Consider the following 23,008-nt stretch of genomic DNA (forward strand, 5'->3'; position numbering starts at 1 on the left):
GCCCGTCACCGGCGCATCTGCAGATGCTCCGCTCCCGTTGGGCGTGGCCCGGCGCCTTTGCGCCGGGCCACGCCCAAGGCCGCCAAGGGTGGGCTGGCGCAGCCAGGGCATCCTGCGGGCGCGGGAGCGCCACGTTTTGCGGGAAGCTGTCAGCGGCCGCGGGTCCAGCGGGACCGGGAGGCAAAGAGCGGGGATTTGACCGCCAGGGCAACCAGGGCATAGGCAAGAAACCCGGCTGGATCCGCCAGCAGCAGGCTCAGAACCGTCCGTTTGGCCGGCGGCAGCTTGTCGTCATTTCTCAGCAGCTGAGGGAACTTGGCGGCGACTTCCGCCACCCCGGCATTCTGCCGCCGCCGCACCCGCACCAGGTTGCGGGCTCCTTCCACCATCGGCCAGCTGTATTCCGCTGCCACTTGCACCCGCTCCTCCGGAGTGAAATTCAGCCGGGCAAAGGTGTCATCAGCGATAATATCCGGCCAGCTTCCCCAGCGCTGCCGCCCGGCGCGGTTCATGGCGAAGACGCCGAACCCGGGCACGCCGCGGGTGAAGAACGGCAGCCGCATCCAGAGCCTGGCATAGGCGCGGGTCACCGCGCTGCGGGCGGGCGCCACCTGCGGGCGGCCGCTGGCATAGCGCGGCGCCTTCCCCGCCAGGGCCTCGGCCAGCTGCGGGATCAGCGCGGGCGAGACCCGCACATCGGCGTCCAGATAGATCAGGATCTCTCCCCGGGCGGCGGCATCGCCTGCAGTCAGCGCCCGCAGTTTGCCGCCCTCCGGTTGCTCCAGCACCCGCAGCGGCCAGCCGGGCGGCGGCTCGGATGCCCGGGCCAGCGAAGCTGTCCCGTCCGAACAGCCGTTGGCCAGCACCAGAACCTCAGCAGTCACGCCTGCGGGCAGCGGCGCCGACGCGAAGACCGCCCGGAGACACTCCGCAATGTACCTGGCCTCGTTGTGGGCCGGGATCAGTACCGAGACGCGCGGGGTCATTTCACCGCCTCCAGCGCGTCCCAGCGCGGGTTGCCGTCGCTTAAGGTCCGCAGGGCGCCCCAGCTGCCCCATTTCCCGGGCACGCCAACATCCGCATAAGCCGTGAACAGAGACCCGCCCAGGGCGGCCCAGCCCGCCAGCAGCTCGCGGTAGAGCGCGCCCATCTCGGGCGTATAGTTGAAATGGGTGAAGAAGCCGGTGAGCGCGCCGTCCTCCACCATCGGCCCGATCCCGACCACATGGCTGCCGCCCTCATACATGATCAGTTCCAGCCCGTGCTGTCGCGCGACGCTTGCATGATAGGGCAGCACCCGGCCCAGCAGATCCGCCAGCGTGTCGGCGCTGTCGCCCGAAATCAGCCCGTCGCGCAGCTCGGCGCCTGCCTGGGCGCTTGCGGCATCATACTGGTGCCTTTCGAGGAATTCCGCCGCCGCGGCGCCGCTCAGCCCGCGTTCGGCTGCAACTGCCCGGGCCTGATCCCGGCTGTCGGCAATCCAGGAACGGACCTGTCCGGTGCGGTCCTTCAGCCCCAGAATGCCGCCGAAGTAACCCGTTACCGCATAAGCGTCGAAATAGGCCGCGGGCACCTGGCGGTCCGGCTGCTCCGCCTTCCACAGCGGCGCCGCCAGCACCTGCTCCTCCAGCCCCAGCCAGCCGGTCTGCGAGGAGACCACCCGCACCAGCCGTCCGCTGTCCTCGCCAAAGACACCGGTCCAGATCTGCGCGATCTCCGCGGCGCGGCCGCCGTAGAACTGCATCCACAGGCCCTCGCCGCCCCAGTGCGCCTGCGCCTGGGCGTCGGCCCAGGCAGCCTGCTGGAACTGCCAGTTCCAGACCTCGTTGGAATATTCCACATAGGCGCGCAGATCCTCGTCCAGTCCGCGCTCCGCCAGCCGGGCGAACTGGCGGACAAAGCTGTCATCCGCCATATGCGGCATGCTGAACCAGGGATCGGCGCCCAGCGTGTTGGCCAGTGCCAGCATCACTTCGGCCGGCACGCCCTTCAGCGCCCAGGTGTAGTCCTGGGGCAGGGGGCGGTCCTCCCACCCGGTTTGGGTTGAGTCATTGGTGGCCATCCAGTCCATGAACCGCAGCGCGGCAAACCCGTCCAGCCGCTGCAGCCACAGCGGGTTGAACAGGGCGCCGTTTTCAAACGCCGCCAGATGCTCTTCCTTCACCACGGTGATGTTGCGGACGTAGTTTCCATCCCGGCCCATGCGCTGGATGCGGATCTCCACCGGACCGGGGCCGGGAGTGTAATCAAACCGCACCTCGCCCTTGCCATAGCGGACGTTGCTGGCGCGGCCCGAGACTTCGACAATGCCCTGGCCCTCAAACCGCAGCACATAGCGGCCGCTGAGGGAAACAGCCTCCTCCGGCAGGTCGGTCAGGATCACCGTGCCGATCGAGCCCAGCTCCGGCGGGATTGCGGTGGGCCAGCCGTCCGGGTCCAGATAGCCCGCCGCCAGCAGATCGCCATGATCCGCGCCGCCCCAGCGTTTGGGAAGGTGGCCGATCCAGGGCCGCGCGGATTTGAAATGGTCGAGGAACGGCGCCTGGCTGCTCCAATCCGCAATAGCCGCCAGATTGATGGCAATGGGCTGGCGGGCGGGTTTCTCCGCCGGAACCGGCGGGTCATCCAGCAACGCGGCGTTGAGCACGGGCAAGGCCGGTTCCTGCGGCAGTGCCGCCGGGTCCTCCGGCAGCGCCGCCGAGCGCACGGCGGAACCCTGTGCCGCCGCCCAGGCGATGTCCTGCAGCCGCGCGGCCAGTTCGGGCGAAGGCGCGGGATAGGGCGAGCCCCAGCGGCCGCTCAGCCGGTGCGGCAGACCCGCAGGGTCCTCCCCGGTCAGCACCGCATATTGCAGCAGCGCCAGAAAGTAGAAGCCGGTGGCGTTGGGGTGAATGTCGTCGGCAAACACATCGGCGATACTGCCAAGGCCCGGCATCGTGCCTGCCTGGATCGCATCGTCCAGCCGTGCCATCGCCTGGCCGGCGGGCAGCAGTTTCACGGTGCCGCCGGTTGCGGCATTGACCGCCTCCACCACCGCCTGCCAGCGCGGCAGATCCTGCTCCAGCCGCTGCCGCCAGGGCACATCCGCGCCGTCGTCAAAGGGCACTGCGGCGCCGGTGCCGCTGTTCAGGCTGTGCCAGGTTTCCTGCAGGTAGAAGTCCACATCCGGGTTTGCCGCCCGGGCCAGCTCATAAAACCGGGTGACGGCGTCTTCGGTGCCGCTCCATTTCAGGTGGTTGGCCAGCGGAATGGCCTCGGTCACGATCACCGCATCGGCCGGGCGGCGAAGCCTTTCACGTGAATCGGCACCCTCGGCGGTGCTGCTGTGCTGCCAGTTGTAGCTGAGCGGCGCGCCATTGATGATCTGCGCTTCGACGGTGGCTTCTGCGCGGGTATCCAGCAACTGCTCCAGCATCTGCGGATTGTCCGGCCCGAACAGCGAATGGCCGATCATCACAACCGAGGTGATCAGCGTCTCCAAATTCATCCCGTTTCTCCAGCCGCAGGCAATCCGGTGCGGGGCAGGGCGCGCACCACGTGCCAGACGATCCGCTGCACCGCGGCTGCGGCTTCGGCGCTGAACGCCTCTGCCGGGCTGCCATCGGTGCGGGTCAGTTGGTGCGGCAAGCCCAGAGGCGGGCGCTGGTAGAGCACCGCGTAATGGGTCAGCGCCACCACATATGCCCCCAGATCGTTGAAATGGATCGGATCCTGACTGCCGTCCGGCGCCCGCCCGAACAGATGCGCGGGCTTGGTGACGCCTTCGATTTCACCGCGCGCTCCCGCCCGCGCCACCGCCGCCATCGCCTGGCCGCCGGGAATCAGATAGACCGGGCTGTCCGGGTCACGGCGGCTGTGCGGCGCCAGCACCTTGCCCACCCAGAGATCCTCCAGGTCCGCGTCGACCCGGTTCAGCCAGCCATCCGGGTCATCGATCCAATGCCAGGTTTCGTAGAGATAGATCCGTGCCGCCGTGGAGGCCGAACGGGCCAGGCCTGCCCATTTCCCAAGGTATTCAGCCGAGCCGAAATAGCGGACGGCGTCGCGCAGTTCGACCATTTCCGTCAGCACCACGGCATCATACTCGCCGGAGCCGACGGCTTCTTTCGCATCGCGGAAGGCGGGCGGCTGGTTGGCAATGCCGAAGTCGAGGATCTCTTCCTCCGGCTCCCAGTGCGCCCGCAATGGCGTGCCCGAGCCAAGCTGGCTGTTGTAGCCGTGCCCTGCCGGCGCCAGCTGCGCCAGCATATGCGGCATGTCCGGGCCGACCAGCGAATGGCCGAGATGAAACACTTTCAGCGGGCCTTCGGGCCGGGTCAGGGGAGGCGGCACCGGCACAGAACGGCCGCGGGTTGCAAACACCATCAGCCCCAGCGTTGCGGCTGCCGCGCCCAGGGCCAGAAACCCGCGGCGCCCCATCATCCGCGCCCCCGGATTTCCGCCGTGGTGATGATCAGCCCGGCGCCAACCGCAAACCGCCCGCCAACCGCCTCGCCGCGCGCAAACGGCGGCCGGTCGGCAGTGAAAAAGGCCTGGTAGGCGCCTGCCGCCAGGTCGAATTCCAGCTCCATCCCGTCGAAGCCGTAAAACGCCCGGCTCAGCGTGTACTGGGCTTTGTAGGCGGCTTCCTTGGCGGAAAAGACCACTTTGGCCATCTGCCCGGGATTGTCCTGCCGCCGCAGCCAGGCCTGTTCGCGCTCCGAACAGATCGCGGGCAGCAGCTCGTCCTTCAGGGGCGTGTCTTCCTCCAGGTCGATCCCCAGGCCCTGCACCTCGCCAGCCCGGGCCAGCACCGCCATGGCGCAGCTTTTGGTGTGGGTGATGGAGCCGACCAGCCCCTCCGGCCAGACCGGTGCGCGGTCGCTGCCGACCTGCACCGGGGCAGGGGGCAGCCCCAGCTGCCGCATTGCCTGATGCACCGCGGCCCTGCCTGCGGCAAATTCGTTGCGCCGCTTCTCAACCGCATTGGGCGACAACCCTGCGGCCTCGGCCGCCAAGGGGGCCGGCGGGCTGCCCAGCGGGTCCGCCCCGGCCAAGGCCGCATCGGCGGCAAAAAGCGGCCGGACCAGGGCCAGCCGCTCGGCAAGTTTGCTGTTATCTTCGGTCATCCGGCCTTTGCCCTGCGGTTTGCCCGCATGGCCCGGCGCTTCGACATGGTGTCGGCGCGGTCCGGCCCTGCGGTGTCCTGAGGCTGTTGTTCCGCATTTGCCGGGGTGCCTGCAAGCCCCTCGATATGCGCCGCCAGCCCGGCCAGCGTCGGGAAGCGGAAGATATCGGTGATCGACAGCTTCGCGGTGTTCAGTTCCTGCCGCAGCTCCCGGTGCGCCTGCACCGCCAGCAGCGAATGGCCGCCAAGGGCAAAGAAGTTGTCCTGCGCCCCGATGCCGCTGACGCCCAGGATGCGGCTCCAGACCGTGGCGATCCGCGCCTGCGCGCCGTCCGCAAGCGGGGCAGCCGAGGCAGCCTCGGTGCGGGCGGGCTGCGGATCAGGCAGCGCCTTGCGGTCGATTTTCTTGTTCGGCGTCAGCGGGAAAGCCTCCAGCGTGACGATGTGGGCGGGCACCATCACTTCCGCCAGTTTGCCGGCCAGCGCCTGTTTCAGCGCGTCTTCGGACACCGGCGCGGAGGCGGTGATATAGCCGGCCAGCTGTTCCGCCCCGCTGTCGCCGCGCGGCACCGCCACTGCGCCGGTCACACCGGGGTAGGCGGCCATGGCGGCTTCGATCTCCCCCAGCTCGATCCGCTGGCCGCGGATCTTCACCTGGTGGTCGGTGCGGCCCAGGAAGGCAAGCGTGCCTGCCGCTGTCCAGCGCACCAGATCGCCGGTGCGGTAAAGGCGGCCCTCAGCGAACGGTGCGTTTACAAACCGTTCAGAAGTCAGCTCTTCCCGCTGCCAATACCCTGTCGTGACGCCCGCTCCGCCGATGTGCAACTCGCCGGGAGTCCCCGCGGGGACAGGCGCTTGTTTTTCGTCCAGCACGTAAACTTGCGTGTTGGCAACCGGCGAGCCGATCCCGGCTGTCCCCGCGGGGACAGAGGTGATTTTCTCCACCGTTGACCAGATCGTGGTCTCGGTCGGACCGTACATGTTGTGCAGCTCCGCCCCTGTCGCGCCCTGCAAGGCCTGCACCAGATCCCCGGGCAGTGCCTCGCCCCCCACCAGCAGATGCTGCAGCCGGCCCAGACAGGCGCTGGCGTTTTCATCGGCCGCAATCATCCGCGCCATCGATGGCGTGCATTGCATGTGGGTCACCCCATGCCGCACGATCTGCGCCGCCAGCGAGAAGTCATCCGCCGCCAGCTCCTGCGGCGCGTTCGACAGGCGCAGCACTTCGGCCAGCGGCTTCAGCCCTTCAAGCACCACGTCAGGCGCGATGCCATAGTCGATCAGACAGGCAATCTCATCCACCCCGATGCGCTTCAGCTGCTCCACCCGCTGGCAGGCGTCCGGAATGGTGCCGAACAGGCCGGACTCCTCGAAATAGCGTTCAAAGGCGAAGTCGAGGATCGCTTCCAGCTCTTCCTCCGACAACATCCCGAGGTCCATCTCAAACGGGTTTTTGACACCTTCGGGTTTCTTGAAGGCGGGGAAGGCCCAGGCGTATTGCTTGATCAGCCCGGCGGCGGAGCGCAGGTAGTCCTTCATCGGCTCGCGCGCGACCTTGCGGGCCTCCTCGCGGGTCTTTGCCAGATAGCTGTGCAGCATCAGGGTGACCTTGAACGCCGCCGGGTCATGGCCCGCTGCGCGCAGGGCATCATGGTAGATGCGGATCTTGCCCGCCACCTCGTCAATGCTCTGGCCCAGAAGATGGGTCAGCACGTTTGCCCCAATCGCCCCGGCCTCGCGCCAGGTTTCCGGGTTGCCCGCCGTGGTGACCCAGACCGGCAGCTCCTTGGAGACCGGGCGGGGCTGCGTAAGAACACTATGCTCGCCGCCATCCTTGCGCGGGAAGGCGACTGCCTCGCCGCGCCAGAGCTTGCGCACGGTTTCGATGGTTTCGAACAGCGCGGGTTTGTTGGCGGGCGGGGTGTTTTCAGGCCGCAGGATGAAATCGTCCGGCTGCCAGCCGGAGGCAAAACCGATGCCTGCGCGCCCGGCGGTCAGGTTGTCGATCACCGCCCATTCCTCGGCAATCCGCGCCGGGTGGTGCAAGGGCGCCACGCAGGACCCCGAGCGCACCCCGATATTCTGCGTCACCGCCGCCACTGCGGCCCCGGTCACCGACGGGTTCGGATAGGGGCCGCCGAACGCGTGGAAGTGCCGTTCCGGCGTCCAGACCGCATTGAAGCCGTGGCTGTCGGCAAACTTGGCGCCCTCCAGCAGCAGATGGTATTTCTGCGGCCCCGGTCCGTCGTCATTGCCCCAGTAGAACAGGTTGAAGTCCATCTTGCGGCCGCTGAGCGCCACCGGTCCCTTGGACAGTTCCAGCCGGCTTTCGTCGCTCGACAAGACCAGCTTGAAACCGCGCGTGAGCGTCCAGAACAGCTCCAGCACCGAGATGTCAAAGCTGAGGCTGGTGACTGCCAGCCAGGCATCGCCGGGCTGATGCGGGATGCGCTGGTCCATGCCGGTGAAGAAGTTCGACACATTGGCATGGGTGACCATCACCCCCTTGGGCAGGCCGGTGGAGCCGGAGGTGTAGATCAGATAGGCCAGGTCCCGGCCTGTGGCTCCGCCGTCGATGGCGTCTGTGTCTGCGGCGGAAACACTCTCAATCTCAAGCACTTGCGCATCCGATGCCGGCAGGCTGCCGGCCAGCGCGCCTTGCGTCACGATCACCTGCGCCTGGCTGTCGCGAATGTAATGCGCGATCCGGTCCGCCGGATAGGCGGGGTCCAGCGGCACATAGGCGCCGCCGGCCTTCATCACCGCCAGGGCAGCAAAGACCAGCTCCGGCGCGCGGCGGATATGGATGCCCGCATGCACGCCCGGTTTCACGCCCATTTCACGCAGGCGCCTGGCAACCGCATTGGCGCGGGCGTTGACCTCGGCGTAGGTAAAGCTCTGGTTCTCGAACACCAGTGCCGTGGCGTCCGGGGTCCTGGCGGCCTGCGCCTCAAAGGCGGCGTGGATGGTCAGGTCCGCGGGGAAGTCCGCGGCGGTCTGGTTCCAATCCTCCAGCAGCATCCTGCGTTCCGCTTCGGGCAGGATCGGCAGGGCAGAGACCGGCAGACTGCCGTCACCGTCAATGGCGCCCAGCACCTGCTCCAGCCGCGCGGCGAGCAGCCCTGCGGCCCTGGCATCCAACCGGGCATTGTCCGTGTGCAGCGCCATTGTGCCGGCGGTGAAGGTGACGGTGGCGGCGCAGCCTGCCACCGGCGCATCCTTGCCGAGTGCAAGGCCCACTGCGGGCTGGGGCTGCGCGGAAATCTCCGGCGCCCGGGCCGTCAGATCCTCGGCAAACCCGCCGTATCTGCGTGCATTTTCAATGCCCTGGGCGGTGCGCGCCAGGAGGTCTTCCGCAGTCTCCTGGCGCCGGGCCTGGAGCGGCACCCAAGGGGAGACAAACCCTGGCAGCGCGTTCATGCCGCCAGCGGAGAGCGCCACATCGGCAGCGTCCTGGCCGCTGCCGAGCAGCGCCCAGGCCAGCACCCCGGCAGCGGCCTGTGCCTCGCCAAGACCCTCCGGCAGGGTAATTTCCCGGCGGGCGGACCCGGTGCCGCCCGTGTCAGCGGCCAGCGGCAGCTGCACCGGCTGCATCGCGGCCAGCGCCTTGCGCCAATGGCTCTCGCCGCCTTGGGTGGCAGCCATCCGCGCAGTGAGCGTCCGGGCGTCCTCGGCAGGCAGCACAGGCAGCATGTCCCCGGCTTTGAACAGGGCCGCGGCGTCCAGCTGTTTTCCGGCAGGCGTGGTCAGCCGCGCAAGCGTCAGCGCACCGTCCGCGGCGGCAATTGTCACGCTGTCTTTGCGGACGCCAAGCACCGTTCCAGGGGCGCCGGAGCCTTCGGCCAAGCCGGCGGCGCCGGTCAGAACCACGCGCTCTCCAATCCGCAGTTTGGCAGCGCACATCGGGTTCCAGTACCCACCGGTATCCAAGGCGCGGACCAGACGGGCCAGCTCGGCGGCAGGGCGGGAGAAATCCAGCACTCCGCCAGCGGCGGGGCGGTCGGATTTGGCAAACACGCGGCGCTGGCTCAGGTCCTGCGGCAGGCGGTTCAGGGTGCCGGTTTCCAGCTGCGCCATCACCTCGCCAAAGCTGTCCATCGCCGCGGCGTAGCATTTGGAATTGAGGCTGAAGGCGGTCTCATCCCCTGCCACATCGAACATCCGCTGGGCCAGGATATCGCCCTCGTCAACGCCGCCTTCGATCAGGTGCCAGGTGATGCCGTGCTGCGCCTCGCCGTGGATCAGCGCCCAGTTCGGTGTGTTGAGGCCCGCATAGGCGGGCAGCGGGCCGTCGTGGAAGTTCACCGCGCCCTTGGCGGCGCGCGCCAGCACCTGATCCGGGATCACCGTCAGGTTGGCGATGGACAGAAGCCAGTCGAACCCGTCCGGCAGATCGCGCTGGTGGTCCAGCAGAAGCAGGCCCTTGTCCGCGGCCCAGGTGCGGATATCGGTGTCTTGCGAGACCACCGCCCGGATCTGGTGGCCGCGTGCCAGCAAAGCCTCGGCGCAGCCGATCAGGAGGGATTCACTGCCAATCAGGGCACAGGAAAAAGGGATCATTTCTGCTCCTTCGCTTGCGGAGAGAGGGGGCGCGTTTCCAGGGACGGTTTGCGGCGGGGCGCGGCTGCGGCGCGCAGGCCGTGCAGGATCAGGTCGCGCAGAAAATGCGGCGGATCAGCCTGCGGCTTGTCAGAAATCAGGCGGCGCAGCCCGTAGATCAGGCTGCCTGCGATGCGCGCCAGCGTGGCGGCCGCGGCATAGGCGCGGCCGTGGTGTTTCACGAAGTAATGCAGCCGCGAGTCGAACCAGTACCGGGGCGTGCGGTCCCAGGTCTTCATGCCGGTCGAAGCGGACCCCACATGCGCCACCTCGCTGGACGGCACGTAATGGGTGCGCCAGCCGGCGCGGGCAGCGCGGCGGCAGAGGTCGGTTTCCTCGAAGTAGAGAAAGAAGGACTCGTCAAAGCCGCCCACCGCTTCGATCACCTCGCGGCGGATCATCAGGCTGGCACCGGCAGTCCAGTCGACCTGCTGCTCGTTCTGCGGCATGTCCATGGCGACCACCCAGTGCTTCAGCAGCCGGGTGAAGATGCCGGTGCGCACGCTGGCCTCGAACTCCGCCGCGATGGAGGGGAAGCGGAAGGCGGTGCGGTGCGGCTCCCCGTCCATTCCACGCACGTAGGAACCGGCCAGGCCGGCGCCGGGGCGTTCCTGCAGAAAATCGCGCAAGGAGCGGATGGTCCTGCCCTGCACAAAGGCGTCGGAGTTCAGGAGATAGTAGAAATCCGGCGCGCTGCCGTCCGGCAGCCCGGCCTTGATGCCGATGTTCATGCCGGCACCAAAGCCGCCGTTGACAGGGGAGGCCAGCAGCTGCAGCCGGCCGCTGTCCAGCCAGCCGCGGGCTTCCGCTTGTGCGCGGATGCGGTCAAAGGAGCCGTCGCCCGATCCGTTGTCGATGATCAGCAGCCCGCCCGGCAGCTCCTCCATTTCGCGCAGGGCCGCCTCGGCGGTCTGCAGAGTCATCTCCGGCGTGCGGAAGTTGAGAAGGATGGCGAGGATGCGCTGGTCTTTCATGGGGTCACTCTGCGGCTTCGGCGTAGCGGTGCGGTGCGGCAGTGGCGTCGGCGGCGTCGAGAACCGATTTCAGCTGCTGGGCCAGCACCGCCACATTGGGCACCAGCACCATGCTGTTGTGATCGCCCGGCACCTCTAACACGCGTGTGTCAGGCGCCCATTTGCACCAGTCGTTGTCGGCATGGACATACTCCCGGGCGGTGCTGACCCACTGCCCGCCCGAGACCCGCCAGCGCTGGTCGAGCGGCGGCCGGAACAGTACAACGGAACCGTCCCAGGGCCGGATTTCATAGGCACCGATCGCTGTGCGGAAAGCGGCCTCCATCTTCATATTGTCAAATTCGGCCTTGCCCGGTGCGGGTGGCGGTGCCTTGCGCCGCGCGACCTCCCAGGCGATGCGGGTTCTGGCCCATTCCCCCAGGAAGGCGGGACCGCGTTCCTGGAACTGGCGCATCTTGATCAGCGCCTTGTCTTTCCGGCTTAGCTCCGGGCGCAGGGGCAGCGGCGTGTCGAGCATGGCGACCACCGCGGTGTCCGCGCCGGTGTCTTTCAGTTGCTGCGCCATCTCATAGGCGGTGATGCCGCCGCCGGAATAGCCGCCCAGCAAGTAGGGGCCCTGTGGCTGCACCTGGCGCACCTCCCGGAGGTAGTCACGCGCAGCGTCCACCAGCGAAATGTGCGGGGCTTCGCCGCCGACCAGCCCCTTGGCCTGCAGGCCGAAAACCGGGCGGTCCTCGCCAAGGAGCAGCGCCAGGTGGCGCAGGTTCAGCACATTCCCGAACATGCCGGCGACCAGGAAGAACGGCCGCCGCCCGGTGCCGTCGCCCGGATGCAGCTGCACCAGGTGGCGGTAGTGCGGTGTCTCCTGCAGCGCTGCGGGCGCGCCGCCCGGCTCCGCGGCGGTCCCGCCGCCGGTGCGCTCGATGATCCGCTCCGCCAGTGCCGCGACGCTGGGTGCCTCGAACAGCACCGACATCGGGAATTCCACTCCAAAGCTGCGTTTCACCTGGGCAAACAGCCGTACGGCAATCAGCGAGTGGCCGCCAAGGTCAAAGAAACTGTCCTCGATGCCCACCTGTGACACCCCCAGGAGGGAGGCAAAAAGCTGGGCCAGATCCTCTTCCACCGGGTTGCGGGGGGCGATGTAATCGGTGTCAAGCTGCGGGCGCTCAAAGGTCTGGACCTCACCCGCGGCGGGGGCGGCGGATTGCGCGGCCTGGGCAATCAGCGCAGGAAGGTCGAGCGAGGAGACCACCACCTGCGGCAAGCCGGCGGCCAGCGCCCGGGCCAAGGCCTCGCCGCCTTCACTGGCCCTGATGCCATTGGAGATGTTCAGCTGCAGGCGGCGTTCCTCGGGCGACAAGGGCTGTGCAGCGCGGGCGGGCTGCAATCCCGGCTGCGCGGCGCTGGCGCCGGGCTCTGCGGCACGGGCAGAGACGTCAAAGCCGGCGGCCAGGCGCTGCATCCTGAAGCCTTCGATTTCGGCCAGCACGGTGCCTTCGTGATCAGTCAGGGTCACGTCGAAGGCTGCGGATCTGCCGTCCGGCGTCCCGGCCAGCCGCACGTGGCTGCAGATCTTCGGGGGCAGCGGCGCAAATACCAGGATGGAGCTGTAGGACACCGGCACCCAGAGGGCATCCGCCTGATACCCGGGGATCAGGTTCACCGCCCAGCCGGTGGCCAGGTCCATCAGTCCGGGATGCAGCAGGGTGCCGTCCCGCGCCGCAGCGCCGGGCAGCGAAAGACAAGCCAGCCCTTCGCCATCCCCCAGTGCCGCGCGCTCCAGCACATGCCAGCGCGGGCCGAAGCGCAGGTGCGCCTCCTGCGGGGATCGCAGGCGCCCGCCGATTGGCGCCTGCTCCTCCGGGCATCGGGTGAAAATCTTCTGGAGGTTGAGTGCGGCGGGGCGTTCTGCCGCCGCCGCTGAGGCCAGCATTGCCTGACAATTCAGAGAGTAACCATTTGTACACGCCGCGTAAACAAACAGTTCATAACCATTTTCGTTAGCTTCTAGATTAACCTGAACGGTCTTGGGGCTGCCCTCTTGCACAATCATAGGGCGCAAAAAATAAAGGTCGCGGATTTCGAACGGCGCGTCAATGCCGGCCGCGGCCAATGCTTCGGCGGCCATTTCTATGTAGCCTGTGCCGGGCACCAGGGCCGTGCCGTCTGCAGTGCGGTGCTCGTCCAGCAGCCAATCGGCGGTGCTGAAGCGGGGGGTGAAGACGGGGTTGCCGCCGGCGTCAAAGGCGCGTTGCTGCAGCAGCGGCTGCGGGCAGGGCTCCGGCGCGCTGGCGTCCGCGGCGCTGGTGCGGGCGCTCATGGCGTCGGCGGCCATCCCGGTGTCCGCCCAGACGCCCCAGTCCACTGAGATGACGCGGGTCTGCCCGCCTGCACGGTGCCTGGCCCAGGCGTTGAGGTATTCATTGGCGGCAATGTAATCCACCTGGCCTGCGGGCCGGGCCGCCGTGGAGGAGGAGGAAAACAGCACCATCAGTTCCAGGCTGCCGTCCGGGAACACCGCGTCGAGCGCCCGTAGCCCGCTGACCTTGGGGGCCAGGACCCGGGCGATCTGGGCCTCGTCCTTGGCCAGCAGCGGGCCATCGCTGATGACGCCTGCACCGTGCAGGACGCCGGTGAGCGGGCCGTTTTGCGTCTCGGCCTGTTCCCTGGCGCTGCGCAGTTCGCCGGCGTGGCAGACATCGGCGGCCAGCGGCAGCACGGCACCGCTGCCGGCTTCCTCCAAAGCCATTACCGCGCGGATGCGCCGGGCGGTCCGGCTGGCCGGGCTTTGGCTGCGCAGGCAACGCGCCCAGTCGGTGCGCGGCGGCAGCCCTTCGCGCGAGATCAGCGAGATCTTGGCGCCGTATTCGCGCATCAGGTAACCCGCGATGGTCAGGCCGATGCCGCCGTATCCGCCGGTGATCAGGTAGTGGCCGCCCTGCTTGAACACCGGCGTTTCCGGCGCGGGCAGGGGCTGCGGGCGCCAGCCGAGCTCAAAGCGTTTTTCCCCGCGCCAGGCGGCAGTGGCATTGGCCGGTTCCGCCATGAGTTCTTCCAGCAGGCGGGGGGTGATGTCTGTTTGCGCCGGTTTTCGCCGGGCAAACAGGCCCTGCGGCTGTTGCGGCAGTTCGATGTCCACGGTGGCGCAGCTGAGGCCGGGCAGCTCCCGCGGGATCACCCCGGCGGGGCCTGCGATCATCGCCTTTTCCGGGTAGGGCAGCGCTTCGTCCCGCACCTGCGCGGCACCGGTGGTGAAGACAGTAATGTGCACCGGGCCGGGCAGACCGGCATTGCCCAGCTCCTGCGCCAAGGCAGTCAGGGAGTGAAAGCCCGTCTCCAGATTGCGGTCGAAGAAGGAGGAACCGGGGCGGAAGCTCTCGCCCTCTGTCACCAGCCAGAAATGGGCGATCCGGTCCGGCAGCAGCCCAGCCGCCGCCAGATCCGCCAGCAGCGCGCCATAGGCGGCGCGGCCCTGCTCCGGCGGCAGCATGTAGGAGCCTGGCGCCAGCTGCGCATAGGTGTCGCCTGCCCGCACCCGGGCAACGGTATGGCCTGCGGCCTCCAGCCGGTCTGCCGCGCGGGCGGCGTGGCCGGTCTCGTCCTCGAAGATCAGCCAGTTATGGAGTTCCTGGTCCAGATCCTGTTCCACGTCGAGGCTGCAATCGGCCAGCCGCGGGCGCCAGGCGGGGCGGTAGCCCCAGTCCGTCAGGTCTTCGTGCCGGGCCGGGGCGTCAGCCTCTTCCCGGACCGCGGGCTGGCCCGGTTCGATGAAATAGCGGCTGCGCTGGAAGGCGTAGCCGGGCAGCGGCAGCCGGTTGCGGCGCGCCCCGCCCCAGATCTGCGGCCAGTCGGCCTCGACCCCGCAGGCCCAGAGCCGGCCGATGACGCCGAAGAAATAGCTGTCGTCCATCACCTGCTGGTCCGGATGGCGCAGGGAGCTGAGCACCTGGCCCGGCTGCACGGCAGGCGACATCTGCGCCAGCGCGCTCAATGCCTTGCCGGGACCCACCTCCAGGAACACGCGGTTCGGAGTCCTGGCGAGCGTTTCGATGCAATCGGCGTAGCGCACGGTGTTGCGCAGCTGTTCCACCCAGTAGTCGGCGCTGGCGGCCTGATCGGCGGTCAGCGGCGCGCCGGTGCGGTTGGAGATCACCGGCAGGGTCGGCGCCGACAGGGGCAGCGAGCGGATGAAATCGCCATAGTCCTGCAGGATGCCGTCCAGCATCCGGGAGTGGGCGGCAATGTCGATCGGGATGCGCTGGTGTTCCACCTCGCGGGCGGTCAGCTGCTCTGACAGACGGTCCAGCGCCTCCTGCGGGCCGGACACCGCGGTGAGCGCAGGCGCATTGACGCTGGCAATGTCGAGTTCATCGCCGATGAGAGCTTCCACCTCCGCCAGGGGCAGGGCGATGGACAGCATGCCGCCTGCGGGCACTGTGTCAAACAGCCGTCCGCGCAGCAGCACCAGGTCGATGCAGTCCTCAAAGGACATCACTCCGGCTAGGCAGGCGGCGGTATTTTCGCCCATGGAATGGCCGACCAGCGCGGCGGGCCTCACCCCCCAGCTGATCCACAGCTGCGCCAGCGCGTATTCCACGATCATGATCAGCGGCAGCTGCACCGAGGGCTGCTGCAGCTTGGCATTGGCCGCCTCTTCTTGGCCGTCTTCCGGCAGCCAGACCGCGCGGATGTTGTAATCCAGGCTCTTTTGCAGATGCTGCAGCCCGCGGTCCATCCAGTCGGCAAAGACCGGCTCGGTCTCATAAAGGTCGCGCGCCATGCCAGCATATTGCGCACCGCCGCCGGGGAACATGAACACCACCTTCGGCGCATCGCCCAGGCGGTCGTGGGTAAAGACCCTGCGCGGATCGTTTTCCTCAATCAGCGCAATGGCTTCGTCAGCGGTTTCCGCCACCAGAACCCGCCGTTTGGCAAAGCCGCGGCGGCCTTCTTTCAGCGTATAGGCAACGTCAGCCAGATCAGCCCCGGGGTTGGCGCGCAGATAGTCCGCCAGCGCCTGGGTGTTGGCGTCCAGCGCGGCCTTGCCATGGCCGGAGACGCAGAGGACCTGGAACGGGAAATCGCTTTCTTCGGAGGCTGCACGTTCCGGCGCTTCCTCCAGGATCACATGGGCATTTGTGCCGCCGACGCCCAATGAGTTGACGCCCGCCCGCCGCGGTCCCTTGGGCGGTGTCCAGGGTGTCAGCTCCGCATTCACGCGGAACGGCGACGTTTCGAAATCAATAGCCGGGTTCGGCGCCTCAAATCCCAGCGAGGGCGGGATTTCCTTGTGGTGCAGCGCCAGTGCTGTCTTGGTCAGGCTGGCGACGCCCGCCGCCGTGTCCAGATGGCCGATGTTGGTCTTGACCGAACCGATGCGGCAATAGCCGCTGTCCTGCGTGCTGGCACGGTAGGCGTCGGTCAGCGCCGAGACCTCAATCGGGTCGCCCAGATAGGTGCCGGTGCCGTGGCATTCGACGTAGCCGATGGTCTCCGCCGGGGTGCCTGCGGCCTGCAGCGCGGCTTGCACCGCCGCCGACTGGCCGCCGACCGACGGCGCCAGATAGCCCGCCTTGTCCGCGCCGTCGTTGTTGATCGCCGAGCCCTTGATCACTGCCCAGATGTGGTCGCCATCAGCCACCGCATCCTCCAGCCGCCGCAGCGCCACCGCGCCGGCGCCGGAGCCGAAGACCGTGCCTTGCGCCCGGTGGTCGAAGGCGTGGCAATGGCCGTCCGGGCTGAGGATCTCGTTTTCCTTGTAGAGGTAGCCGCGGCCCTGCGGCAGTTCGATGGTGACACCGCCCGCCAGCGCCATTTCGCATTCGCCCTCACGCAAGGCCTTGCAGGCGTAGTGCACCGCCACCAGCGAGGTGGAGCAGGCGGTCTGCACATTGACCGATGGTCCCTTCAGGTCGAACACATGGCTGACGCGGGTCGACAGGAAGTCCTTGTCGTTGCCGGTGTGGCGCAGCAGGAACATGCCGACGTCATCGACCAGGGCGGGGTTCGAGCAGATGTTGAAATAGAAATAGCTGCCCATGCCGCAGCCGGCATAGACGCCAATGGGGCCGCTGATGCTCTCGGGCGGGCGGCCCGCGTTTTCCATCGCCCCCCAGGCGACCTCCAGGAACTTGCGGTGCTGCGGGTCGAGAATGGCGGCTTCCTTGGGGCTGAAGCCAAAGAACTCGGCATCGAATTCGTCAAACCCCTGCAGCCGGGCGGCTGCAGGCACATAGTTCGGATCGGCGAGGACAGATGCCCGCTCGCCACCCGCCAGCAGGGTTTCCCGGTCCAGCACTTCAATCGATTCAATGCCCGCGCGCAGGTTCTGCCAGAACGCCTCGGCCGAGCCCGCGCCCGGCACCGTCACCGACAGCCCGACAATGGCAATATCTGCGGCCGCAGTCTTTTCTGCAGCGCCCCCCGCTGCGGGTTTCCCATCCTGCATCGTCAATACCTGACCCACTGGCCCTTCAAGAACAGCCCGGCGCCTGCTTTGCAGAACTGGCATAAGCCCGCCGGACCGGTTGATTTGAGATGCCGGGGTTCTCCCCGGCTGTTGTTCCGTTCCGCGGCGCCAGATCCCCATCTGCGCCGCGGGCCGGTGTCATCCTGTTTACAGTCGTCAATCCATAGGGCCAGCCTGTGGACGCATTGTGTCAAATTGAGCCGGAAAAGCGGAAAGATTGCGGCATCACAGGATGCTGCGCCGCTCTGGCCCGGCGGTATCAGGCAGCATCGCCTGCGCACCGCCAAATAATGCGGGTTTGGCGCGGAACAAGTCCGGGTAGAGCAATCGCTCGGCATAGCCCAGCACCGACCCGGCGCACATCCAGGTAATCGGGATCAGCGTTGCGTTCAGCAGCATGTCGACCATGGTGGCGGCCAGAATCAGCGCAATCGGCGCGGCATAAGGCGGGACGCTGCCCTTCGGCGCCCGGCGCGCCGCGCGGGCCAGCAGCACCAGCGGTGCCGCCAGCAGCCCCATCTCGGCGATGTAGCCCAGCCAGCCGAAAGTGCCGAACACAATGATCCAGCGGCCGTCCGGGATCGACAGGATCCGGCCGGTTTCCTCATGGCGCACCAGGTTGCGGCCCCAGCCGCCCCAGCCGAACCAGGGCTTCTCAGCAGCGCGTGCCAGCAGCTGCGCCTCATTTTCAAACCGGTAATTCAGCGACTGCGCCCGCTCGGTGCTGATCATCTCGGCCTGGGCCACCAGTGCATCGGTCGGCACCAGGCCGGTGTTGCGCAGCATCGGGTAGACCACCGCGATCACCGCCAGCAGCAGCGCCGCCCGCAGCTGCCAGCGCAGGGGCGCCAGCGCCACCACCGGCGTAAAGGCCAGCGCATAAGCCAGCGAGGCCAGGCTCTTGCACAGCACGAGCACCGCAAACAGATAACCCGCCGCCAGTGCCAGGCGGACCCGGTGCCCGCGGGACGACGCACGGGCCAGGGCGGTGGCGGCCAGCAGTGCCGAAAGCATGAAAAACGCCAGCCACAGCGCATGCGGCAGAAACACGATGGGGCGGAAGCCGCCCTGGCGCATCATCTGGCTGAAGTCATGCTGGAAGAAGCCATAGACCCAGATGTTGATCTGCGGGCTGAGCCGGATTTCGATCAGCGACGGGATGGAATAGGCCAGCCCGCCGATCATCAGCGCCAGCAGCAGTTCGCGCTGGGCTTCCGGAGTGGACAGGTAGCGGCGCGCCAGCAGAAAGGGCATCAGCACGATCACCTGATTGATCACAACCGAGCCGAGATCCCGCCAGCGCAAGCCGGGCAGCTGATCGGTGAGAAAGATGATCGGATCTGAATTGGCGATCTTTCGGAACAGGACCGGCTCGCCATTGGTCAGCACGGTAGGGATGACCCCGAACACGAACAGCAGCGTCAGCAGCCGCACCGCCGGATGCCGCGGCAGCAGCGGCACCGGCTTGCGCAGCAGAAACAGGCACAGCAGGAAGGCCATCACCGAAGGGATGGCGAACTTGTCCATGTCGGGCACAAGCGGCAGGTCGAATTCGGCCAGCGGCGGCAGCAGCAGATAGCCTGCGATGATGCACCACAGGATCGCCCGTTCCAGCGGCAGGCGCCGGAACAGGATCAGGCTGGCCAGCGGCCAGGCCAGCAGCATCAGATAGGCCAAAGCATTGGGCAAAGCCCTGGTGTCCCTTCACTTCCCCGGTATTTATGTCAAAGTTTACCCGCTGCGCACGAGGCTGTCCCGCAGAATTGCAAGAAGAGGTAAACGGCGTGCAGCGAAGCCACGGTGGTGAGGGGGCGTGCTTGCTGGCGCTGGCCTGCAGCGGCGGGTGGCGGTATCAGGGGACAGGGCAGCGCCGGAGGGGGCCATGTATTTTGAATTCCACGGCCGCCGGGTCGCAGTGAATATTCCCAGGCGTGATCTGCTGGACGCCGAAATCCGCGCGCGGTTCAAAGCCCGCCAAGGATTTGCGCTGGCCACGGTCAACTTGGATCATTTGGTCAAGCTGGCGGAATCGCCCGCCTTTCTGGCCACATACCAGGCCCAGGACCTGGTGGTCGCGGACGGGCGCCCGATTGTCTGGCTCTCCCGCATTGCCCGTCGCCCGGTGGAGCTGGTGCCGGGGTCCGACATGGTGCTGCCGCTGTGCCGTCTGGCGGCCGAGGCCGGGGTGCCGGTGGCGTTGGCGGGCAGCACGGAAGAAGCGCTGCTGGATGCCGAGGCGGCACTGACGGCAGAAGTGCCGGGACTGGAGATCGCCTGGTGCCACGCCCCCTCGGGCCGGTTCGATCCGGAAGGGGAGGAAGCGGACCGGATCCTGCACCGGCTGGAGGAGACCGGCATCGCCTTGTGTCTCCTGGCGCTCGGTGCGCCCAAGCAGGAGCGGCTGGCGCAGCGCGGCCGCCGTCTGGCGCCGCGCACCGGGTTTGCCTCGATCGGGGCGGGGCTCGATTTCCTCGGCGGGCACCAGAAGCGGGCACCTGCCTGGGTGCGGGCAACGGCGATGGAATGGCTGTGGCGGGCGCTGTCCAACCCCGCCCGGCTGCTGCCGCGCTATGCCAAGTGCCTGATGATCCTGCCCGGGCAGATGGCCAGAGCCTGGCGCATCCGGATGCGTTGAGTCCCAGGACCGCTCTGCCTGGTGCTGTTATCGCAGGTTCCCCGCCTTGCACTCCGGACCAGGAGGGGCGGGCCAGGAGGGCCGAAGCCCCTCGAGGCTCTACTTGTACTCGAGGATGCCGCGCGCCTTGCCGCGCCAGCGGCGCCAGTAAAATTCCAGTGCTCCGGAGGCTTCGGGAAATTTCCCCAGCACTGAAAACAGCGCCTGCTCATTTCCCATGCGGCGCGACAGGCGCAGAACCTGTGCCGGATAGATGCATGCCGCCAGAAGCAGCAACGGATGCACCAGCGAGGCCAGAACGATGGCCGCCGGCAGCGCCGCGCCCCAAAGCAATGCGCGGCGGGTCTCGGCCACCCAGTGGCGCTCTGGCCCGGCCCCGTGCAGCGCGGCGCCTTCTGCAAAGGCATGGCCCGCGCGGCGGCTGCGTTGCCACCATTGGCCGAAACGCAGCATCTGTGCATCGTGCAGGGTCATCTCGGCCTCCAGCCGCCAGATCTGCCAGCCGGCCCGCCGCAGCCGCAGGCAAAGTTCGGGCTCCTCGCCGGCGATCAGGGTTTCGCGGTAGCCGCCCGCGGTATAGATGGCGGCGACCCGCATCAGCGCATCGCCGCCGCAGGCCCTGGCCTCGCCTGCAGGCGTGTCCCATTCGGCATCGCACAGCCGGTTGTAGACCGAAGCGTCCGGAAACCGCTCCCGGCGCCTTCCGCTGGCCACGGCCGCCTGGGGATGGCTCTGCAGAAAAGCAGCCGCTGCGGCGATCCAGCCAGGGTCCACTTCGCAATCGCCATCCGCGAACTGCACGAACTCGATGCCTTTCCGCAGCGCCGCCAGCCCGGCATTGCGCGCCCGGGCCGCGGTGAAGGGGAGCGCCAGGTCCAATTCGACCACTTCGGCCCCCAAAGCACGGGCCGCCTCGGGCGACCCATCACCCGACCCGCTGTCCACATAGACCAGCTGCTGCACCTGCCCCTGCAGCGAGCGCAGGCAGCGGAGCAGCCGTTCGCCCTCGTTGCGGCCGATCACCACTGCGGCGATGGACCGGGTGGTCATGTGCCCGCACCAGACAGGAAAGCGCTGTAGCCGGGGGAGCGGCGCAGAAATCCCTGCTGCTGAAGGCCGGCAATGCTGATGTCTCTCACGGCATCTTCGGACCACAGGCTCAGCCCCGGCTGCGCGGTCAGAGCAGCGGTGCGCAGCCTGTCCTCGCCATGCTCGGAAACCGCCTCTGCCTGGGTCTGCATGTCGCGCGCCAGACTGTCGCCGGCAAATTTGTAATGGCGGATCAGGCCTTCGGTGTCCGCCACCCGCACGCCTGCGGACACATGCGGATGCACCGCCGCCTGCACGCCCGGTCCATTGAACACCAGCGGGTGCTTGCTGAGGCAGCAGCGCTCGCCGAAGACCTTGCCGCGCACACCGCCGTACAGCATCCGGGCGCCGCCGGGCGGCAGGCTGTTCCGGCGCAGGTAATAGGAGAGGCCGGTTTCCGGCGACCTGTAGTCCACCGCCCGCACGGCGCTGATGTCCGCGTAGCGGAAGCCGGTCACCGCCTCGGCGTAGGACAGCCCCCGGGCTGCGGAAAGGGGGCCTTTGGAAAACATCTCCAGCATCTGCGCCTGCAACGCGGTATAGCCCTGCAGCGACAGATAACGGGTCAGCCCGGCCAGCCCGGCCGTTTTGCTGCCCTCGAAATCAAACAGCTCGTCCATGTCGGCAAACAGGCACCAGCGGTCCTGGCCATAGCGGCTGGCGGCATAGGCGCGGAAGGTGTTCTCGAACGCCAGCCAGGGCAGGGTCGAGCGCAGCACCGCCGTGCCCGGCTGCTGCCGGATCCGGTCAACCGTGCCGTCGGCGGAGCCATTGTCGAAGAACACGAAAGCAGAGACACCCTGGCGGCGGTAATGCTCGAAAAACACGTCGAGGTAATACTCGCCGTCGCGCACCAGTGCGATCAGCACCACCTCTTCCGGGGCGGCAAAGCGGTGCGCGGGCCCGTGCAGATGGCGCAGCGACGCGCGGAACCTGGCGCTGTGCAAGGTGTCTTGCACCATGCGTCCGGCGCGGGCGGCCAGCCTCTGGGCGAAAGGTTTCTGCACGCGGGGCTCCGTCTTGCGCCTGCCTGGCAATTCCTTTCCAAGTTGCAGGCTTCTGCCGGCGTCCGCAAGCGCTGCAGGTGTGCTCAATTGCAAATGCGGCGGGAATGCTGCAGTCTCGAGGCTGGGGAAATGATCAGAAGGAACCGCGGCACATGGCGGCTGAACTGACTGTTCTGGCTGGAGATGTTGGCGCCAGCCGGACCCGCCTGGCGCTCGCCGCGCCCGGCATTGGGGTCACCGCGCTGCAGAGTTTCTCCAATGACAGCTTCGCCAGCCTGCAGGATGTGCTGCACGCCTATTGCGCGCAGCCGGGCCTGCCGCCGCTGCAGGGCGCCTGCCTGGCGGTGGCAGGTCCGGTCCGGGGCGGTGCCTTCCAGCTCAGCAACCGCAATTGGCACGGCGATGCCGGCGCTGTTGCTGCGGCATTGGGCCTCTCTGGCGGTGGCAGGGTGGAAATTGTCAATGACCTGGCTGCACTGGGCCATGCGCTGCCGGTGCTGATCCCCGGACAGCTCTCCAGCCTGCGGCCCGGCCGCCAGAACGGCACCCAGGCGCTGGTGGCGGGCATTGGAACGGGGTTCAACGTCTCGGCTTCGCTGAATGGCGCGGCACTGGAGGCCGAGATGGGCCATGCCGGGCTGCCGCAGCTTCTGTGCCGCCGCCTGCAAGTGGTTCTGGACGGCGCGCCGGATGAGTTCGCCTGCATCGAAGCGCTGTTCTCCGGCCCCGGGCTGGTACGCTTTCACCAGCTGCTGACCGGGACCGCGGCCGGCAGTGCCGAAGGGATCGAGGCGGCCTATCTGGCGGATCCCGCCGCGCCCGAGGCGCGGACAGTCTGTGAGTGGGCGCATCTCCTGGGGCTGCTGGCACGGGAGCTGACGGCGGCTTACCTGCCAGGGCAGGGGCTCTTCTTTGCCGGCAGCGTGGCACGCGGCATTCTCAGCACGCCGGCGCGGGAGAACTTTCTGGCCAGTTACACGGCCCCCGGCGGACGGCTGGGAGAAACCTGTGCCGAGGTGCCGCTGTGGCTGATCACAGATGACGCCGCCGGGGTCAGCGGCGCTGCCCGGGTGGCGCTGGCAGCAGCCGAGGAGCAGGGGTGAATTTCCCCGTCTGCCTGCTGGC

Annotated in this window: 12 protein-coding genes; 2 read left to right on the forward strand and 10 right to left on the reverse strand. The window is 67.8% G+C overall.

The features are described 5' to 3' along the window. Nucleotides 1-149: 149 nt before the first annotated feature. The 8 genes from OKQ63_RS03895 to OKQ63_RS03930 all read right to left on the reverse strand — a co-directional run bounded on the left by OKQ63_RS03895 (nt 150) and on the right by OKQ63_RS03930 (nt 18,841). On the reverse strand, nt 150-986 hold the full coding sequence (locus tag OKQ63_RS03895; RefSeq protein ID WP_264212658.1) for a glycosyltransferase family 2 protein: 837 nt from the start codon (nt 984-986) through the stop codon (nt 150-152). Beyond that, a complete protein-coding gene (locus OKQ63_RS03900) occupies nt 983-3,487 on the reverse strand; it encodes a hypothetical protein (protein ID WP_264212659.1) in 2,505 nt (834 codons plus the stop codon). The genes OKQ63_RS03895 and OKQ63_RS03900 overlap by 4 nt, the downstream gene beginning before the upstream one ends. Beyond that, entirely contained in the window at nt 3,484-4,422 is a 939-nt protein-coding gene (locus OKQ63_RS03905; RefSeq protein ID WP_264212660.1) for a hypothetical protein, read from the reverse strand. The genes OKQ63_RS03900 and OKQ63_RS03905 overlap by 4 nt, the downstream gene beginning before the upstream one ends. Next, nucleotides 4,419-5,108 (reverse strand): 4'-phosphopantetheinyl transferase family protein, encoded by a 690-nt coding sequence (locus OKQ63_RS03910; RefSeq protein WP_264212661.1) that lies wholly within the window; start codon nt 5,106-5,108, stop codon nt 4,419-4,421. Before OKQ63_RS03910 ends, OKQ63_RS03905 begins: the two co-directional genes overlap by 4 nt. Beyond that, nucleotides 5,105-9,667 (reverse strand): MupA/Atu3671 family FMN-dependent luciferase-like monooxygenase, encoded by a 4,563-nt coding sequence (locus tag OKQ63_RS03915; protein ID WP_264212662.1) that lies wholly within the window; start codon nt 9,665-9,667, stop codon nt 5,105-5,107. The genes OKQ63_RS03910 and OKQ63_RS03915 overlap by 4 nt, the downstream gene beginning before the upstream one ends. Further along, nucleotides 9,664-10,680 carry a glycosyltransferase family 2 protein gene (locus OKQ63_RS03920; RefSeq protein ID WP_264212663.1) on the reverse strand — a complete coding sequence of 339 codons (1,017 nt, stop codon included), beginning with the start codon at nt 10,678-10,680 and terminating at the stop codon, nt 9,664-9,666. Before OKQ63_RS03920 ends, OKQ63_RS03915 begins: the two co-directional genes overlap by 4 nt. A 4-nt stretch (nt 10,681-10,684) precedes the next feature. Further along, a complete protein-coding gene (locus OKQ63_RS03925) occupies nt 10,685-17,131 on the reverse strand; it encodes a type I polyketide synthase (RefSeq protein WP_264212664.1) in 6,447 nt (2,148 codons plus the stop codon). A 246-nt stretch (nt 17,132-17,377) separates the two neighbouring features. Next, nucleotides 17,378-18,841: a hypothetical protein gene (locus OKQ63_RS03930; RefSeq protein ID WP_264212665.1), complete on the reverse strand. Its 1,464-nt coding sequence runs from the start codon at nt 18,839-18,841 to the stop codon at nt 17,378-17,380. 193 nt (nt 18,842-19,034) lie between these two features. Between OKQ63_RS03930 and OKQ63_RS03935 the strand changes: the two genes are divergently transcribed. Next, a complete protein-coding gene (locus OKQ63_RS03935; RefSeq protein WP_264212666.1) occupies nt 19,035-19,787 on the forward strand; it encodes a WecB/TagA/CpsF family glycosyltransferase in 753 nt (250 codons plus the stop codon). 99 nt (nt 19,788-19,886) lie between these two features. On the opposite strand, the gene OKQ63_RS03940 is transcribed toward OKQ63_RS03935, so the two are convergent. Together OKQ63_RS03940 and OKQ63_RS03945 are read right to left on the reverse strand one after the other, a co-directional pair. Further along, nucleotides 19,887-20,837, reverse strand: coding sequence for a glycosyltransferase family 2 protein (locus OKQ63_RS03940; protein WP_264212667.1), 951 nt, complete (start codon nt 20,835-20,837; stop codon nt 19,887-19,889). Next, nucleotides 20,834-21,883, reverse strand: coding sequence for a glycosyltransferase family 2 protein (locus OKQ63_RS03945; protein ID WP_264212668.1), 1,050 nt, complete (start codon nt 21,881-21,883; stop codon nt 20,834-20,836). The genes OKQ63_RS03940 and OKQ63_RS03945 overlap by 4 nt, the downstream gene beginning before the upstream one ends. A 152-nt stretch (nt 21,884-22,035) precedes the next feature. Between OKQ63_RS03945 and OKQ63_RS03950 the strand changes: the two genes are divergently transcribed. Continuing rightward, nucleotides 22,036-22,986, forward strand: a complete 951-nt coding sequence (locus OKQ63_RS03950) for a glucokinase (RefSeq protein WP_264212669.1) — start codon at nt 22,036-22,038, stop codon at nt 22,984-22,986. The last annotated feature ends 22 nt before the right edge of the window (nt 22,987-23,008 follow it).

The sequence above is a fragment of the Leisingera thetidis genome, from assembly GCF_025857195.1.
Taxonomy (GTDB): domain Bacteria; phylum Pseudomonadota; class Alphaproteobacteria; order Rhodobacterales; family Rhodobacteraceae; genus Leisingera; species Leisingera thetidis.